At 62.3% G+C, this 16,309-nt stretch carries 15 protein-coding genes; 12 read left to right on the top strand and 3 right to left on the bottom strand.

Annotation, left to right across the window (positions count from 1 at the left end; all coding sequences use genetic code 11):
• Positions 1-2: 2 nt before the first annotated feature.
• Positions 3-1,934: an acetate--CoA ligase gene (gene acs, locus I603_RS12865; RefSeq protein WP_068865627.1), complete on the bottom strand. Its 1,932-nt coding sequence runs from the start codon at positions 1,932-1,934 to the stop codon at positions 3-5.
• A gap of 151 nt (positions 1,935-2,085) precedes the next feature.
• On the bottom strand, positions 2,086-2,763 hold the full coding sequence (locus I603_RS12860) for an OmpW/AlkL family protein (RefSeq protein WP_068865626.1): 678 nt from the start codon (positions 2,761-2,763) through the stop codon (positions 2,086-2,088).
• 185 nt (positions 2,764-2,948) lie between these two features.
• On the opposite strand from I603_RS12860, the gene I603_RS12855 reads away from it, so the two are divergent.
• The 12 genes from I603_RS12855 (at position 2,949) to gdhA (ending at position 14,594) form a co-directional block, all read left to right on the top strand.
• Positions 2,949-3,653 (top strand): Crp/Fnr family transcriptional regulator, encoded by a 705-nt coding sequence (locus I603_RS12855; protein WP_068865625.1) that lies wholly within the window; start codon positions 2,949-2,951, stop codon positions 3,651-3,653.
• Between the two features lie 75 nt (positions 3,654-3,728).
• Positions 3,729-5,396, top strand: coding sequence for a cytochrome-c oxidase, cbb3-type subunit I (gene ccoN / locus I603_RS12850; RefSeq protein ID WP_068865624.1), 1,668 nt, complete (start codon positions 3,729-3,731; stop codon positions 5,394-5,396).
• 25 nt (positions 5,397-5,421) lie between these two features.
• Complete coding sequence (gene ccoO / locus I603_RS12845) at positions 5,422-6,186, top strand: cytochrome-c oxidase, cbb3-type subunit II (RefSeq protein ID WP_068865623.1); 765 nt, start codon at positions 5,422-5,424, stop codon at positions 6,184-6,186.
• The gene (locus tag I603_RS12840; RefSeq protein WP_068865622.1) at positions 6,183-6,347 is read left to right on the top strand and encodes a CcoQ/FixQ family Cbb3-type cytochrome c oxidase assembly chaperone; all 165 of its coding nucleotides are present in this window, start codon (positions 6,183-6,185) and stop codon (positions 6,345-6,347) included. Before ccoO ends, I603_RS12840 begins: the two co-directional genes overlap by 4 nt.
• Positions 6,337-7,266 (top strand): cytochrome-c oxidase, cbb3-type subunit III, encoded by a 930-nt coding sequence (ccoP, locus tag I603_RS12835; RefSeq protein WP_068865621.1) that lies wholly within the window; start codon positions 6,337-6,339, stop codon positions 7,264-7,266. The genes I603_RS12840 and ccoP overlap by 11 nt, the downstream gene beginning before the upstream one ends.
• A 121-nt stretch (positions 7,267-7,387) precedes the next feature.
• Positions 7,388-8,815, top strand: coding sequence for a cytochrome c oxidase accessory protein CcoG (gene ccoG / locus I603_RS12830; protein ID WP_068865742.1), 1,428 nt, complete (start codon positions 7,388-7,390; stop codon positions 8,813-8,815).
• Complete coding sequence (locus I603_RS12825) at positions 8,812-9,270, top strand: FixH family protein (protein WP_232305391.1); 459 nt, start codon at positions 8,812-8,814, stop codon at positions 9,268-9,270. Before ccoG ends, I603_RS12825 begins: the two co-directional genes overlap by 4 nt.
• Positions 9,267-11,396, top strand: coding sequence for a heavy metal translocating P-type ATPase (locus I603_RS12820; RefSeq protein ID WP_068865620.1), 2,130 nt, complete (start codon positions 9,267-9,269; stop codon positions 11,394-11,396). The genes I603_RS12825 and I603_RS12820 overlap by 4 nt, the downstream gene beginning before the upstream one ends.
• Positions 11,393-11,554 (top strand): cbb3-type cytochrome oxidase assembly protein CcoS, encoded by a 162-nt coding sequence (gene ccoS / locus I603_RS12815; RefSeq protein ID WP_068865619.1) that lies wholly within the window; start codon positions 11,393-11,395, stop codon positions 11,552-11,554. Before I603_RS12820 ends, ccoS begins: the two co-directional genes overlap by 4 nt.
• Complete coding sequence (locus I603_RS12810) at positions 11,551-11,763, top strand: hypothetical protein (protein ID WP_068865618.1); 213 nt, start codon at positions 11,551-11,553, stop codon at positions 11,761-11,763. The genes ccoS and I603_RS12810 overlap by 4 nt, the downstream gene beginning before the upstream one ends.
• Positions 11,764-11,807: 44 nt before the next feature.
• Complete coding sequence (hemN, locus tag I603_RS12805) at positions 11,808-13,118, top strand: oxygen-independent coproporphyrinogen III oxidase (RefSeq protein WP_068865617.1); 1,311 nt, start codon at positions 11,808-11,810, stop codon at positions 13,116-13,118.
• A gap of 120 nt (positions 13,119-13,238) precedes the next feature.
• Complete coding sequence (gene gdhA, locus I603_RS12800; RefSeq protein WP_068865616.1) at positions 13,239-14,594, top strand: NADP-specific glutamate dehydrogenase; 1,356 nt, start codon at positions 13,239-13,241, stop codon at positions 14,592-14,594.
• Positions 14,595-14,979: 385 nt separating this feature from the next.
• Here gdhA and I603_RS12795 read toward each other — a convergent pair whose 3' ends face one another.
• Positions 14,980-15,822, bottom strand: coding sequence for an alpha/beta fold hydrolase (locus I603_RS12795; RefSeq protein WP_143736758.1), 843 nt, complete (start codon positions 15,820-15,822; stop codon positions 14,980-14,982).
• Between the last annotated feature and the right edge of the window lie 487 nt (positions 15,823-16,309).

Raw genomic sequence — 16,309 nt, 5'->3', positions numbered from 1 at the left:
GCTCAGCGGTTCTGGCGCCCTTCGATCAGCCGCTCTACCAGGGATGGATCAGCCAGAGTCGAGGTATCGCCCAGCGATCCGAACTCGTTCTCTGCGATCTTGCGCAGTATGCGGCGCATGATCTTGCCCGAGCGGGTCTTGGGCAAGCCATCGGTGAACTGGATCAGGTCGGGCGTGGCAATCGGGCCGATTTCTTTGCGCACCCACGCCCGCAATTCGGCCAGCAGTTCGGGCGAACCCGCCTCGCCCGCATTGAGCGTGACATAGCAATAGATGCCCTGCCCCTTGAGATCGTGCGGGTAGCCTACCACAGCGCTTTCGGCGACTTTGGGGTGAAGCACCAGCGCGCTTTCGACCTCGGCCGTGCCCATGCGGTGGCCCGAGACATTGATGACATCGTCAACCCGACCCGTGATCCAGTAATAGCCGTCCTTGTCGCGCTTGCACCCGTCGCCGGTGAAATACTTGCCGGCATAGGTGCTGAAGTAGGTCTGCACGAAGCGGTCGTGATCGCCATATACGGTGCGCGCCTGCCCCGGCCAGCTATGCGTGATGCACAGGTTGCCCTCGGCGGCGCCATCCAGCACTCCGCCCTCGTTGTCGACAAGCTGCGGACGGATGCCGAAGAAAGGCAGGCCGGCGCTACCGGGCTTCATGTCGTGCGCGCCGGGCAGCGTCGTGATCATGCAACCGCCGGTCTCGGTCTGCCACCAGGTGTCGATGATCGGGCAACGCCCTTCGCCCACAACGTCGAAATACCAACGCCAGGCTTCCGGGTTGATCGGCTCGCCGACGCTACCGAGCAAGCGCAGCGAGGCGCGAGAGCGGGTGGTCACGTAGTCGTCCCCCTCGCGCATCAGCGCGCGGATGGCGGTGGGCGCAGTGTAGAGAATGTTGACCTTGTGCTTGTCGACGACATCCCAGAAACGCCCGTGATCGGGGAAACTCGGCACACCTTCGAAGACAACTTCTGTCGCGCCGTTGATGAGTGGGCCGTAGACAATATAGCTGTGCCCGGTCACCCAGCCGATGTCGGCCGTGCACCAGAACACCTCGCCCGGCTGGTAATCGAAGATGTAGTGGAACGTCGCCGCCGTCCACACGCCGTAGCCGCCAGTGGTGTGAAGCACGCCCTTGGGCTTGCCGGTCGATCCACTGGTGTAGAGGATGAACAGGGGATCTTCCGCCGCCATTTCCTCACAAGGGCAATCGGCGTCGGTAGCAAGGTCATCGAGCCAGTAGTCGCGTCCCTCCGTCATGGAGATTTCGGCACCGGTGTGGCGCACAACCAGCATCCCGTCGATCGGGGTATCGTGGTCAGGCTCTGCCAGCGCGGCATCGACATTGGCCTTGAGGGGCACGCGCTTGCCGCCGCGCAGGCCTTCGTCGGCGGTGACGACAAACCTGCTGTCGCAGTCCTCAATGCGGCTCGCGAGCGCCTCGGGCGAGAAGCCCCCGAACACCACAGAATGCACCGCTCCCAGCCGCGCGCAGGCGAGCATGGCGGTGACGCCCTCGACGATCATCGGCATGTAGATGGTTACGCGGTCGCCCTTCTTCACGCCCATTGCCTTGAGCGCATTGGCCATGCGCAAGACTTCGCGGTGAAGTTCGCCATAGGTCAGGCTGCGACCGGACGCGGCCGGATCGTCGGGCTCGAAGATCAGCGCCGTACGGTTGGCGTTCGTGGCAAGGTGACGGTCGACCGCATTGTGGCACAGGTTAAGCGTGCCATCTTCGAACCAGCTGATTCCGACCGGATCGTAAGACCACTCGCCGCCCTGCGCGGGCGCCTTGAACCAGTCGAGCCGCTGCGCCTGTTCGAGCCAGAAAGCATCAGGGGTCTCGATCGAGCGGCGATACATCTCGGCATATTGCTCGGGCAGACAATGGGTTTCGGTATGTGCCTGCGGCCGCTGCACGGCATGAATCATTACGACTCTCCCTTTTTTGCCCCTCTTGCATAGGATGCTACACGCCCCCGCGCTGTGAGACAAAGGTCTAACACCGCGACGGACACGGCAGAAAAAAGCCCTGCCGGAACGGGTCCGGCAGGGCTGGCTATTGTGCAGGAACAGAGCAGACTCAGAAGCGGTAGGCAACACCCGCGCTCAGCACCCAGGGATCGAGCTTGTGCTCGGTTTCGATCGCCAGCGTATTGCCCGCGAACCAGCGCGCCGTCGTATCGATAAAATAGCGCTTGGCATCGAATGTGAGGCCAAAGCCATTGTCGCCCAGCGGCACGTCGAAACCCGCCTGCAGCGCGAAACCAAACTCATCCGACAGATCGGTATCGGTCACGCCGAGCGGAATAGTTGCAGCGCCCGGCTTGTCGCTCAACCACATGAAATAGGCGACCCCACCGCCGACATAGGGTTTCACTCCGCCAAGGTCGAAATGATACTTGGCCGTGACCGTCGCAGGCAGCAGCAGCGCATCGGAGACCAGCTCAGCTCCCGGAAGCCCCGAAACCGCATCGACATCATGCTGGGTAGTTCCGGCAATCGTCTCGATCGAGACATTGTCGGTCAGGAAATATTCGATCGCGATGGTCGGAACGAAATTGTTGTTGGCCTCGGTCTGGGTATTCGCCGGAAGGCCGACGAGGTCGACATTCACATCGGTGATGGCTCCGTCGGGCAGAACGGCGGTGCCGAGCACCTTGAACTGCACACTGCCGGCCCGATCGGTGTCGTCCTGAGCCATTGCCGGGGTCGCGGCCAGCGCCAGAGCTGCACCGCCAAGCATCAGAAGAGTCTTCATATTATCGCGTCCTTCAACGGCAGCAGTGGCCGCCCTCCGCGACCCAGGATGCTTGCTGCCTGTGACCGCCCGTTAGCCGCAGGCAGGAGGCGGGCTCATTGATCAGGATCAAAGACGTTTGCGCATGACACGTTCATTGACGCATCATCATGGCAACGATCAGCACATCATTCGGGCAAGAATGCATGGAAGCTTTCCGTGATGCGTTACCGGTCGGCACCGGTGCCCAGCCCACTGCCGACCGGTTGTGCGCAATCGGTTATTGCCTGCATCTTGCAAAGGGCGAAGAACTGGCGCCAGACCGCTTCGAGGATCGACTTGTCTACATCGCGCATGGTTCGGCCAAGCTTGCTGCACAGCCGGTAGCCGACGCGCCGACGGGGCAGGTTCTTGCCTTCCATTTCGGCGGGGACATGATTTCGGTGCTACGCCAGAGCGACGGCGATTTTCGTCTCGTGGCGCTTACCGATTGCGACATCGTGGTGTTTCCCGCTGAGCGCTTCCTCGACATCGCCCAAAGCGATCCTGCGGTGCTGCGCTCGGTGCTAGCGCGGAGCCTGCAGGCGCTTCATCGCAGCCGCACGCGGATGATGCAGATGGGTCACAAGTCGGCACAGCAGCGGATTGCCGATTTCCTCGTGTCGATGGCAGAGCGGCTTGCCGGTTGCACCGATGGCGCCTGCGCCTTCGCTTTGCCGATGAGCCGGCGCGATATCGGTGACAGTCTCGGGCTGACCATCGAGACAGTGAGCCGACAGCTCACCGAACTGCGGGAGGCTGGGCTGCTGGCGACCGAAGGTCGTTCCAAAGTCGCATTGTCGGATGTGAAAGCCTTGGCGAAACTGGCCGGACGGCCAGTAAGTCCATCCAGCCTGACACCCAAAATCTGACACATTTTTGATTTAGATCAACAACAGGGATCACGGGGGCACGCTAAGAAGCGGCCGACGGAAGGGAAGAATATTATGGAAGCAGTCGTCAGACGGCTGGGGGTATGGGCGCTTGTCCTGCTCGCGGCCATTAGTGCCATTGCGCTTACCCCGGACAGCGGGTTTGCCATTCACATGGGGATCGTCGCGCTGGTGGCGGTAATCCTCATTATCGCCACGCTGGGCACCTACGACCCGCTGGCCAAGGCCCAGAGCATCTTCAAGATGCCTCCCGGACCTTCGCGCTATGATGATGACGTTGTGCGCTGGGGCGTGATTGCGACCATGTTCTGGGGCCTTTCCGGGCTGCTGGCGGGCGTGTTCATCGCCGCACAGCTCGCCTTTCCAGACCTCAATCTCGAACCCTATCTCAATTTCGGACGCGTACGCCCGCTGCACACCTCGGCCGTGATCTTCGCCTTCGGTGGTAACGCACTGCTGGCAACAAGCTTCTATGTGGTGCAGCGCACCTGCCGGACCACCCTGGCCTTTCCCGGGATGGCCCGCTTCGTGTTCTGGGGCTACCAGCTGTTCATTGTGCTGGCCGCGACCGGCTACCTGCTCGGAATCACCCAGTCCAAGGAATATGCCGAACCCGAATGGTATGTCGACCTGTGGCTGACGATTGTTTGGCTGGCCTATCTCGCAGTCTTCGTCGGCACCATCCTGCGCCGCCATGAACCGCATATCTACGTGGCGAACTGGTTCTACCTTGCCTTCATCGTGACCATCGCGATGCTGCACGTCGTAAACAATCTTGCAGTGCCGGTGAGCTTCCTGGGCAGCCGCAGCTACTCGGCATTCGCGGGTGTGCAAGATGCCCTGACCCAGTGGTGGTACGGCCATAACGCCGTGGGTTTCTTCCTGACCGCCGGTTTTCTGGCGATGATGTATTACTTCGTTCCCAAGCAGGCAGGGCGGCCGGTCTATTCCTATCGCCTGTCGATCATCCACTTCTGGTCGCTGATCTTCCTGTACATCTGGGCAGGTCCGCACCACCTCCACTACACGGCGCTTCCCGATTGGGCCCAGACGCTGGGCATGGTGTTCTCGATCATGCTGTGGATGCCCAGCTGGGGCGGGATGATCAATGGTCTGATGACCCTGAACGGCGCTTGGGACAAGGTGCGTACCGATCCCATCATCCGCATGATGGTCCTCGCGCTCGCCTTCTACGGCATGAGCACCTTCGAAGGTCCCATGCTGTCGATCAAGGCGGTCAACAGCCTGTCGCACTATACTGACTGGACCATCGGTCACGTCCACTCCGGCGCGCTCGGATGGAACGGGATGATCACCTTTGCCTGCGTCTACTACCTCGTGCCGCGCCTGTGGCAGAAGGAGCGTCTCTATTCGCTGCGGATGATCAACTGGCACTTCTGGCTCGCGACGCTCGGCATCGTGTTCTACGCCGCGAGCATGTGGGTGGCGGGGATCACCCAAGGCCTGATGTGGCGTGAATACGGCTCGGACGGCTATCTGGTGAACAGCTTTGTCGACACCGTATCGGCGCTGCACCTGATGTATGTCGCGCGGGCCTTCGGCGGGATCCTCTATCTCACCGGTGCGGTCATCATGGCCTACAACATCTGGATGACCATCGCGGGCAAGCAGCGCGCCGAGGCGCCGATGGGCGACACCGCCCACGACGAGGCAGCTGACCGCCCGATCCTCCACGAACCCGCCGCGCAGCCGGCCGAATGAGCGCCGGCGAGAAGGAACGCGAACAATGACTGAGCAAAAGCGCAAGGAACCCTTCGAAGGCCACAAGCGGCTTGAGAAGAACGTCACCCTGCTGGCCGCGGCGACTTTCGTCACGGTTGCGATCGGAGGCGTGGTGGAGATCGCTCCGCTGTTCTGGATCGACAACACGATCGAGAAGGTGGAGGGCATGCGTCCCTATACCCCGCTCGAACAGGCGGGCCGCGACATCTACATCCGCGAGGGTTGCTATACCTGCCACAGCCAGATGATCCGGCCCTTCCGGGATGAGGTCGAACGCTACGGGCATTACAGCCTCGCGGCGGAATCCATGTATGATCACCCCTTCCAGTGGGGCTCAAAGCGCACGGGGCCTGATCTGGCGCGTGTCGGAGGGCGCTACTCGGATGAATGGCATGTCCAGCACCTAAAGGCGCCGCGCTCGGTGGTGCCGGAAAGCATAATGCCCAATTACAGCTTCCTGTCCGACACGAAGCTCAATGTACCCGATCCTTCGGCCACCCTTGTCGCGCTGCGTCGCGTGGGCGTGCCGTATAGCGACATCGACATCGAAATGGCCGCGACCGATCTGATCGCCCAGGCCGATCCCAATGCCGATGCAGGCGATCTGGCCGAACGCTATCCGAAGGCCCAGATAAGGGATTTTGACGGCGACCCCGCCCGCGTCACCGAAATGGATGCGCTGGTCGCCTACCTGCAGATGCTGGGCACTCTGGTCGACGTAAACAGCGCTGCGGCGCAAGAAACACTGGCCGAGGAGAAGGGCCGGTGAGCCTCTACGAACATCTGCGCCACTTCGCCGACAGCTACGGGCTTGCGGTGATCTTCCCGCTCTATCTGACGTTGTGCCTGTGGCACTTCCGACCCGGTGCAAGGGGCCATGTGGAAACGGCCAAGCACTCGATCTTCAAGGATGACCATGATGGCCAATAAGCGTATCGACGAACCCACCGGCACCGAATTCGTCGGCCACGAATGGGACGGGATCGAGGAACTCAACACGCCTCTGCCGCGCTGGTGGCTTTGGACCTTCTACGCGACCATCGCCTGGGCGTTGGTCTATGTCGTGCTCTACCCGGCCTGGCCGCTGATCAACAAGGCGACCTCAGGTACGCTGGGCTGGTCGAGCCGGGGCGAACTCACCAAGGAAATGACCGCTGCCGATGCCGCTCGTCAGGGGATCTTCGAACAGATCGCAGCGACCGACATCGAACAGCTCGCCGCCTCGCCCGAACTGATGGGTCAAGCGATTGCGGGGGGTGCGGCGGCATTCAAGGTCAACTGCGTCCAGTGCCACGGCGCGGGTGCGGCAGGCTCGGCGGGCTATCCCAATCTCAATGACGACGACTGGATCTGGGGCGGGACCCTGAGCGAGATCGAATATTCGATCACCCACGGCATCCGCTGGGAAGGTGCCGACGCGACCCGCGTCAACTACATGCCCGCCTTCGAAGGAATGTTCGACACTGCTCAGGTCAATGCCCTGACCGGCCACGTGCTCTCGCTGTCGGGCAAGGGCACGTCGAGCGCCGCCGGAGCGCAGCTGTTCGCCGAGAATTGTGCCGCCTGTCACGGCGCTGCGGGCGCGGGAATGCCGGAAATGGGTGCACCTGCGCTCAATGATGCCATCTGGCTATTCGGCGGCACCGAGGCCGAGGTAAAGAAACAGATCCTCGCCCCCCGGCACGGCGTGATGCCTGCGTGGAACGAGCGGCTGGACCCGGTGACGATCAAGATGCTGGCAGCCTATGTCCACTCGCGCGGCGGCGGCCAGCAGGCGGCCCCGGCACAGGAAGATGCGGCCGCTGAGACCGAAGTGGCACAGGCCGCGAAGACCGATAGCGATGGCTGATCCAAAGGAAGTCGAGCGCACCAGCAGCGGCGCGGCAAAGCCCCGCGACTGGAGCGGTGCGCTCGGTTCGCCGGTCCAGCAAATCGGCTCTGGACCCGCAGATGATGCGGGCCACGGTTTCATGGGAAGCACGCTCTACGAGAAGGGCAAGACCGTCCACAACAAGCGGATCGACGGCCCATTCCGGCGCTTCAAGTGGCTGGTGATGTTCGTGACGCTTGCAATCTACTACGTCACTCCGTGGATCCGATGGGATCGCGGGCCCTATGCCCCCGATCAGGCAGTGCTGATCGACCTCGCGCATCGTCGCTTCTACATGTTCGACATCGAAATCTGGCCGCACGAATTCTATTTCGTCGCGGGGATGCTGATCATGGCGGGCATCGGACTGTTCCTCGTCACTTCCGCCGTGGGCCGCGCTTGGTGCGGCTACGCCTGCCCGCAGACCGTGTGGACCGACCTGTTTCAGCATATCGACCGCCTGATTGACGGAGATCGCAATGCGCGGATCCGGCTCGATAAGGCGCCTTGGACCGCGGCTAAGATCACGCGCCGGACAGCGAAGTGGTCGATCTATCTCCTCATCAGCTTGCTCACCGGAGGCGCGTGGATTCTCTACTTCGCCGATGCACCTACGCTGGTGCACGACTTCTTTACGTTTGATGCCGCCCCGGTCGCCTATGCCACGGTCGCGATCCTCACCGGCACGACTTTCTGGCTGGGCGGGTTCATGCGCGAACAGGTCTGCATCTATATGTGCCCCTGGCCGCGCATCCAGACTGCGATGCTCGACGAGAAATCGCTGATCGTCACCTACAAGGACTGGCGCGGCGAGCAGCGCGGCAGTCTCAAGAAAGCCGCCAAGAACCCCGAGAGCTACGGCGACTGCATCGACTGCCTTCAATGCGTCGCAGTCTGCCCCACCGGAGTCGACATCCGTGAAGGCCAGCAGATCGGCTGCATCACCTGCGGGCTATGCATTGATGCTTGCGACAAGGTTATGGCCGAAGTCGGCCGTCCGCGCGGATTGATCGACTATGCGACGCTCGAACAATGCGAGGCCGAGGCAGCGGGCGCTCCGGCAACCCCGGCCTGGAAGGCGCTGCTGCGCGTGCGCACCTTTCTCTATTTCGGCGTATGGGGCGCAATCGGCGCGGCGATGCTGTTCGCGCTCGGCACCCGCACGCACACGGACCTTACCGTATCCCCCGATCGCAACCCGCCGTACATGCTGTTGAAGGACGGATCAGTCCGCAATGCCTACACCTTGCGCCTGCGCAATATGGAGGCCCGACCGCGCGAAATGGAAGTGGCTCTGACCGGCCTGCCTGAAGGCGCGGTGATGTGGACCGAGGCGGTCAGCCTCGAAAACGCCGCGCCGGTGCAGGTGATTGCGGTGCCCGCCAACGAGACCAAGGTGGTGCGCGCCTATGTGATGCTGCCGCCCGGCGCACGCGCGGACAGCTTCGCCTTCCGCCTCACCTCGCTCGATGAACAGGGCGAACAGGACGTAGCCGAAACAACCTTTGCCATGCCGGAGAGCGAATGATGGCTGCCAGACGCAAGGAATTCACCGGGAAGCACATGCTGGCGGTGTTCATCGCCGGTTTCGGTATCGTCATCGCCGTGAACCTGTTCATGGCATACCGGGCGGTCGGCGGGTTTCACGGCGTGGTGGTGGAAAATTCCTATGTCGCCAGCCAGAACTTCAACCAGTGGCTCGACCAGGCGGAAGCATCGCGCGCGCTGGGCTGGGAAGTCCGGCCCGAACGGCGCGCTGATGGCCGCGTACTGCTGGTGACCGGCGCGGTTCCCGAAAGCGCAGAGATCACCGCCGAACTGCGCCGACCGCTCGGAGCGAAAGACTTTGCCAGCCTCACCTTTGCTCCCATCGGTCAAGCACGCTGGCTTTCGAACGAGGCGGTTGCCGAAGGTCGCTGGACCATGCGCATTGCGATTACGGCTGCCGGACAGGACTGGACCGGAGAAAGCGAAATCAAGTGAACGCGCCTGCGCCTGTGACTGCCGAGGATAGCGAGCGTCCGCTCATCTCGACGCGCTTCACCGTGCCGGGGATGCGCTGCGCGGGCTGCATCGCCAAGATCGAGCGCGAATTGCCGAAACTGCAGGGCATCACCGCTGCGCGTGCCAACTTCTCGGCCAAGCGGGTTGCGATCCAGCATGATCCGTCGGTTGACGAGACTCGGTTGTTGGAGGCCCTGCGCGCACTCGGCTTCGAGGCTGAACCCGTGGCCGAAAATCCGCTGGGGCGGGAGACAGAAGAACGCAAGCGTCTCACCCGCGCTCTCGGTGTGGCGGGCTTCGGCATGATGAACGTGATGCTGCTGTCGGTCAGCGTCTGGGCGGGAGCCGAAGGCGCAACACGCGATCTGTTCCACTGGCTGTCTGCGCTGATAGCTCTGCCAGTAATCGCCTATTCGGGCCGCCCGTTCTTTTCCAGCGCCTGGATGGCCCTGTCACACCGGCGCACCAACATGGACGTTCCGATCTCGATCGGCGTGATCCTGGCGACTGCACTCAGCCTCTACGAGACTATCGATGGCGGCGGGCATGCCTATTTCGAGAGCGCAGTCATGCTGTTATTCTTCCTGCTTGCGGGTCGCGCGCTCGATGCAGTGATGCGCGACCGAACGCGCGCGGGGATCGGCGCCCTGCTGGGCAGAATGGGCAAAAGTGCGAGCGTAATTGCCCCCGATGGCAGCACGCGGCGCGTTGCAGCACATGAGCTTGAACCGGGGATGCTGGTGCTGGTGGCGGCCGGCGAAGCTTTGGCTGCTGATGGCGAGATACAGGACGGTACAAGCGCGCTCGACAATGCAATGTTGACGGGCGAGAGCATGCCGGAATCAGCCGGACCGGGCAGTATCGTCCATGCCGGAGCAATCAATCTTTCTGCGCCCCTGCGCATCCGCCTGACCCATGTCGCCGAGGATACCGCCCTCGCCGAAATCGCGCGGCTGATGGACGAGGCGGGGCAATCGCGCAGTTCCTATGTCCGCATCGCCGACCGTGCCAGCCGCCTCTATGCACCGGTGGTCCACAGTCTAGCCGCACTGGCCTTTGTCGGCTGGATGATCGCGGGCGCGGGCTGGCACCAGTCGCTGGTGATCGCCATCGCCGTCCTCATCATCACCTGCCCCTGCGCGATGGGCCTCGCGGTTCCGGCGGCGCAAGTGGTAGCGAGCGGCGCGTTGCTCCGCCGCGGGTTGCTGGTCAAGGACGGCAGCGCCCTGGAACGCCTTGCCGAATGCGACGTGGCGCTGTTCGACAAGACCGGCACCCTGACCCTGGGCGAGCCGCGCGCCGATATCAGCGGGCTCGACACGACGGCGCGCGCCGTCGCGCTTGGGCTGGCCCAGGCGAGCCGCCATCCGTTGAGCCGGGGCCTCGCTGCTGCGCTGCTGCGCGAAGATGTGGAGCCGGCCATGATCGAGGATGTGCGCGAGGTCAGCGGTCAGGGCCTCACCGGGCGCTGGCAAGGCCTCACGGTCGCGCTCGAGCGGCCTGATGATGCCCGACAAGGTCTCGCCACCCGCCTGAGGATCGGCCTCGAAGCGAATACCATCACCTTTGCCGATCCGCTGCGCGCCGATGCCTCCGAAACGCTCGCCGCGCTGACGCAAGAGGGCATGGCGGCCAGCATCCTTTCGGGCGACCGTACCGGGCCAGTCGAGGCGGTCGCGCGTGAACTGGGTCTTGATGCCGAGGCCGAAGCCAGCCCTCAGGCAAAGCTCGCCACTCTGGAAGCACTCAAGGCGCAAGGCTTCCGGCCGCTGATGGTGGGCGATGGATTGAACGACGGTCCGGCGCTGGCCGCGGCCCATGCCTCGATTGCGCCCGGCACCGCGTCGGATGCGAGCCAGCAGGCCGCCGATGCGGTGTTCATCGGCGAGAAGCTGATGCCGGTCGCGCTCGCGGTCCGGGTCGCCAGGGCAACCATGCGGATCGTGCGCGAGAACTTCGCCTTTTCGATCGCCTACAACGTGCTTGCCGTGCCGCTGGCACTGTTCGGCCTCATCACCCCGCTGATCGCCGCCATCGCCATGTCACTGAGCTCGCTGGTGGTAGTGGCCAATTCGCTGCGTCTTGCCCGGAGTGCCGACAGATGACAGGCCTTGCCTTCCTGATCCCGATTGCGCTGGGCATGGGTCTGCTAGGCCTTGCGGCCTTCTTCTGGTCGATGAAGAACGGGCAGTATGATGATATGGACGGGGCCGCGACCCGTATCCTGATCGACGATGACGGCTTTGGGGAGGACGAGGCTTGAACGCGTCACTCACCCTCGCCTTGCTGACGCTGGCTCCGGTTCTGACAGGCCCGCCACCCGCCGAAAGCGCAAGCATCACCGCCAAGCTGTGCAACGGCGGCACGATCACAATTCCGATCGGCGATGACAACCCTCGACCAGACCAGAACTGCCATCCCAAGGGCTGCCATGCTGGCACCTGCCGTGAAAAGGAAAAGCGCAAGAATTGATCTCGCGCAAAGACGGCTTGCGGTAGGCCCGCTTTAAGCAAGGCATGTGGAACTATCATCCCGACCTGCTCGCTACGCCGGTGCCGCGTTACACCAGCTATCCCACGGCCGCCGATTTCGGCAAGCTCGACGAGGGCATGATTGAGCGCGCGATCGCCGGGTCTTACGGCGACGTTTCGCTCTACCTGCACATCCCGTTCTGCGAGAAAATCTGCTATTATTGCGGCTGCAACACCGGTGCAGCAGGCAGGCGTGCGCGGGTCGAGACCTATCTCGAGGCGCTGCATCAGGAACTTGCTACCGTAGCGAGCCTGCTGCCACAATCGGCCCGGGTACGGCGCATCGCTTTCGGCGGCGGCAGTCCCAATGCGATTCTGCCGCGCGAGTTTCTGGCGCTGGTCGACGCACTCCATCATCATTTCCCGCTCTTTGCTCCCGAATGGTCGATCGAGCTTGATCCCCGCAGCCTTACGGCGGAGTGGGGCCACGTAGTGCGCGAGGTCGGCATCACCCGCGCCAGCATGGGGGTGCAGACCTTCGCGCCGCATTGCCAGAAGGCGATCGGGCGCGAGCAGCCCACGGCGATGATCTGCCGAAGCATCGACTGGCTGCGCGCTGGGGGGGTGACCTCGCTCAATTTCGACCTGATGTATGGCCTGCCGCACCAGACCATGGTCGATCTGGCCGATAGCCTCGAACACACGCGGATGCTGGGCGCGGACCGGGTGGCCGTGTTCGGCTATGCACATGTCCCGCACATGGTGCCACGCCAGACAATGATCCTCGAGGCTGCGCTTCCTGGGGCAGAGGCGCGCTTTGCCATGGCCGCGCAGGCGCACGAATTCCTGACAGGCAACGGTTACGAGGCGATCGGCTTCGATCACTTCGCCCTGCCGCATGATCCGATGGCGCGGGTGACACGCGAGGGCAAGCTCCGGCGAAATTTCCAGGGCTTCACCGATGATCCCGCTGAGGTGCTGATTGGCATGGGATCGAGCGCAATCAGCGGTTTTCCTGGCCTTTATGCCCAGAACGAAAAGCACAATGGTCGCTATCGCGCCCAATCGGCAGCGGGGCAGCTTTCGGCATCTCACGGCATTGCGCGTTCTCCCGAAGACCGGCTTCGCGGCGGCGTGATCGAGGCATTGCTGTGCCGCGGTGAGGCCCAGCTCTCACCCTGCCTGCTGGCCGATACGCAAGTCCGGCTGGCTCCTTTCACCCAGCGCGGCCTCGCCGAGCTTTCGGGCACTAACCTGCGCATCCTTGCAGCCGGCCTGCCCTATGCCCGGGTGATCGCGTCGCTGTTCGATTCCTATCGCGCGGTCACAAAACGCCAGTTTAGTTCGGCCATCTGACCCTCTCCCCCCAAGCTTATCTGCCTTGCATGAGCCGCGCTTTGCGCGGATAGTCCGCGCGCACAATAAGAACGCGGAGTCTCTATCGGGCGCGATTGCATCAATCTGGGGGGAGAAATCATGGCAGTTACCGATCACGTAGACCTTAACGGCTTCATGGAAGGCGTGAAGAAGCGCAATCCGCATCAGCCGGAATTCGTTCAGGCGGTCCAGGAAGTCGCCGAGGACATATTCGAATTCATCGAGGACAAGGAAGAATATCACTCGGCGCAGATCCTGCGCCGCATTGCCGAGCCTGATCGCGTGGTTTCCTTCCGCGTGTGCTGGGAGGACGACAACGGCAACATCCGCGTGCAGCGTGGCTGGCGGGTGCAGAACAACAATGCGATTGGCCCCTACAAGGGCGGCATCCGCTTCCACCCGTCGGTGACCGAAAGCGTGCTGAAATTCCTCGCCTTCGAGCAGACCTTCAAGAACGCATTGACCGGCCTGCCCATGGGCGGAGGCAAGGGGGGCAGCAACTTCAACCCCAAGGGCAAGAGCGTGCGCGAGATCATGCGCTTCTGCCAGTCCTTCATGACCGAACTCTATCGCCACATCGGTGCCGATGTCGACGTTCCGGCGGGCGATATCGGCGTCGGCGGACGCGAGATCGGCTACATGTTCGGCCAGTACAAGCGCATCACCAACCACTTCACCGGCGTGCTGACCGGCAAGGGCCTTGAATGGGGCGGCAGCCTCATCCGTACCGAGGCGACCGGCTATGGCGCAGTCTATTTCCTCGAAAACATGCTGGCGACCAAGGGCGACACTCTCGAGGGCAAGACTGCCGTGATCTCCGGATCGGGCAATGTGGCGACCCATGCTGCGGAGAAGATAGTCCAGCTCGGCGGCAAGGTGCTGACCCTTTCGGATTCGGGCGGCTTCATCCATGATCCCGACGGCATCGATCAGGAGAAGATCGACTGGGTCAAGACCCACAAGACCCACCGCCGCGGCCGGATCGAAGAATATGTCGATGCCTTTCCGGGCGCGACCTTCCACGCCGGCAAGACCCCGTGGGGCGTGCCCTGCGATGTGGCCCTGCCCTGCGCCACCCAGAACGAACTGCTGGGCGAGGATGCCAAAACACTGGTGGCGAACGGGTGTCGCGCGGTGTCGGAGGGGGCCAACATGCCGACCGATCTCGACGGCGTGCACACTTTCAAGCACCACAAGATCCTCTACGCGCCGGGCAAGGCCTCGAATGCGGGTGGCGTGGCGGTTTCGGGCCTCGAGATGAGCCAGAACTCCGCGCGCCGATCGTGGAGCGAGGAGGAGCTTCAGCAGATGCTCAAGGACATCATGGCGGGCATCCACCAGCGCTGCCTGACCTATGGCGACCAGGGCGGCGGCTATATCGACTACGTGAAGGGCGCCAACATCGCGGGCTTCAAGAAAGTCGCCGACGCGATGCTGGCTTTCGGGGTCGTGTAGACCACCCCTCGCAATACCGGAATGAAAGGGCCTTCCGCTCCCGCCCGGGCGCGGGAGGCCTTTTTTTGCATTGCTTCACCCTGGCAGCTTGACAAACTTGACACCCTGTCAAGCAAGCCCTTCCCATTTTTCCAATTACAAATCAGTTCTTTCGTGTTGATCTTCCGCACTTGACGGACAGGTAGGCGGAGCCTTGTCTTGCGAACGAGGCGGCCCAGCGGGCCGGTTATGACGACGATGCGAAAGAGCGCGACGGCGCAGCCTAGAGAAGCCGGATCGCGTAGGAAACCGGTTGCGATTGGCGGCTTTCGTACCGGCAACGCGCACCCGCCGCCTCGCGGCTAGCGATCCCCCAGGCGGTCAATTCAGCATCGGGGCGCCGACATCATTCCGGGCTGGCAGGTATACTCTCCAGAAACGGCTGAACACGATCATAATATTCCGCCCACATATTATCGGGACTTGGCGGGCCCTTCGGCATGCGGAATGGGTCGACGCGGAAATCGGTGAAGCGCGCCGCCATCAATGCACGGGATTGCGCTGCAAGTTTCCTCATGGGATGCGCTGTCAGGGCAGCTTCGAGACGTGCGACCCTTTCGGGATTTCCGAGAACATTGCAGGGGAAGTCGTCGGTGACTTCCTGACATTTCACTTGGGAGCCGACCCCTCTGAAAATCTCGAGCCACATCCATTTTCCCTCGGTCGGCGGGGGACCTTCGAGATAGAGGACCGGAACTTCGATCTGGACCTCGGGGTCGGACAGAAACTCGGGAATATAGCTGCCTAGCCTGCCAACCGTCATGGCATCCAGCTTCCCGATATCCGAACTGATGTCGAGCGATGTGCGCCAGAACCCTGCACCCAGCGCGAACATGTCCGGGTCAGTCGCATCGAGGAGCACTTGCGGCGTTCCTTCAAGAAAGATCACGCCCGCGATGCGCTCGGGGTGGTTTTCGGCCAGCCACAGAAGATCGAGCTGACTCGGTGTCCGCCCCAGAAAGACCGCCTTTTCGATACCTTCGGCATCAAGCATCGCGATCAGGGCACGCCCGTTGCTGGCGATGTCGTAAGCACCGTCGTCCTGGGTCTTGCCGTAGCCGCGACGCATCGGCGCGTATGCTCGATAATTTCGCCCCAATCGGGCAAGAAACTCGCGCTGTGGTCCGGACATGGCCAAGAAGCGCGCGCAATATTCCGGATCACCCTGCGGCGTGAAATAGTTGTGCATGTCCTGGACCCAGACAACCGGAAGCCCATCATCACCCGCGCGCCAAACCTCCATCGCGATTTCACCAGCCGGAACCACTTGGGATGTGACGCCCTCAGGGATCCGGACGGTGCTGCCAGTCTGGGGAACCTGCTCAGCCGCCGCGGGCGCCTTAAAGCAAAGAGCTAACGCAATAATTATTGGGTTTCGTATCAATTCCTCTCACGAAAAAATCCTGAGAACTGTAAACTTATGCTATCAGTTTTCAACCCGTCGGAGACATAAATTTTCAATCAAAAGAATCTCAATTCAAATAGATATTTTCAAATTAGCGATTTCTCCGCGAAGTGACACCATAGCATTATGCTGAGCGATCACGGCCCAGGATGACGGCGTCGGAAGTTTGGCTACCGAAAGCGGAACCTGCCCAAGCATCCCCGGAGCGGTTGTCAATGCTGCGCGCTTAACCTTTACGGAGAGGAATCAGTAAAGTAATTTTGCCCATAAA

The organism is Erythrobacter dokdonensis DSW-74 (assembly GCF_001677335.1).
In the GTDB taxonomy this organism is placed as follows: domain Bacteria; phylum Pseudomonadota; class Alphaproteobacteria; order Sphingomonadales; family Sphingomonadaceae; genus Erythrobacter; species Erythrobacter dokdonensis.
The sequence above is the reverse complement of the archived record's forward strand: the minus strand, read 5'-3'. Positions and strand labels throughout refer to the sequence as shown.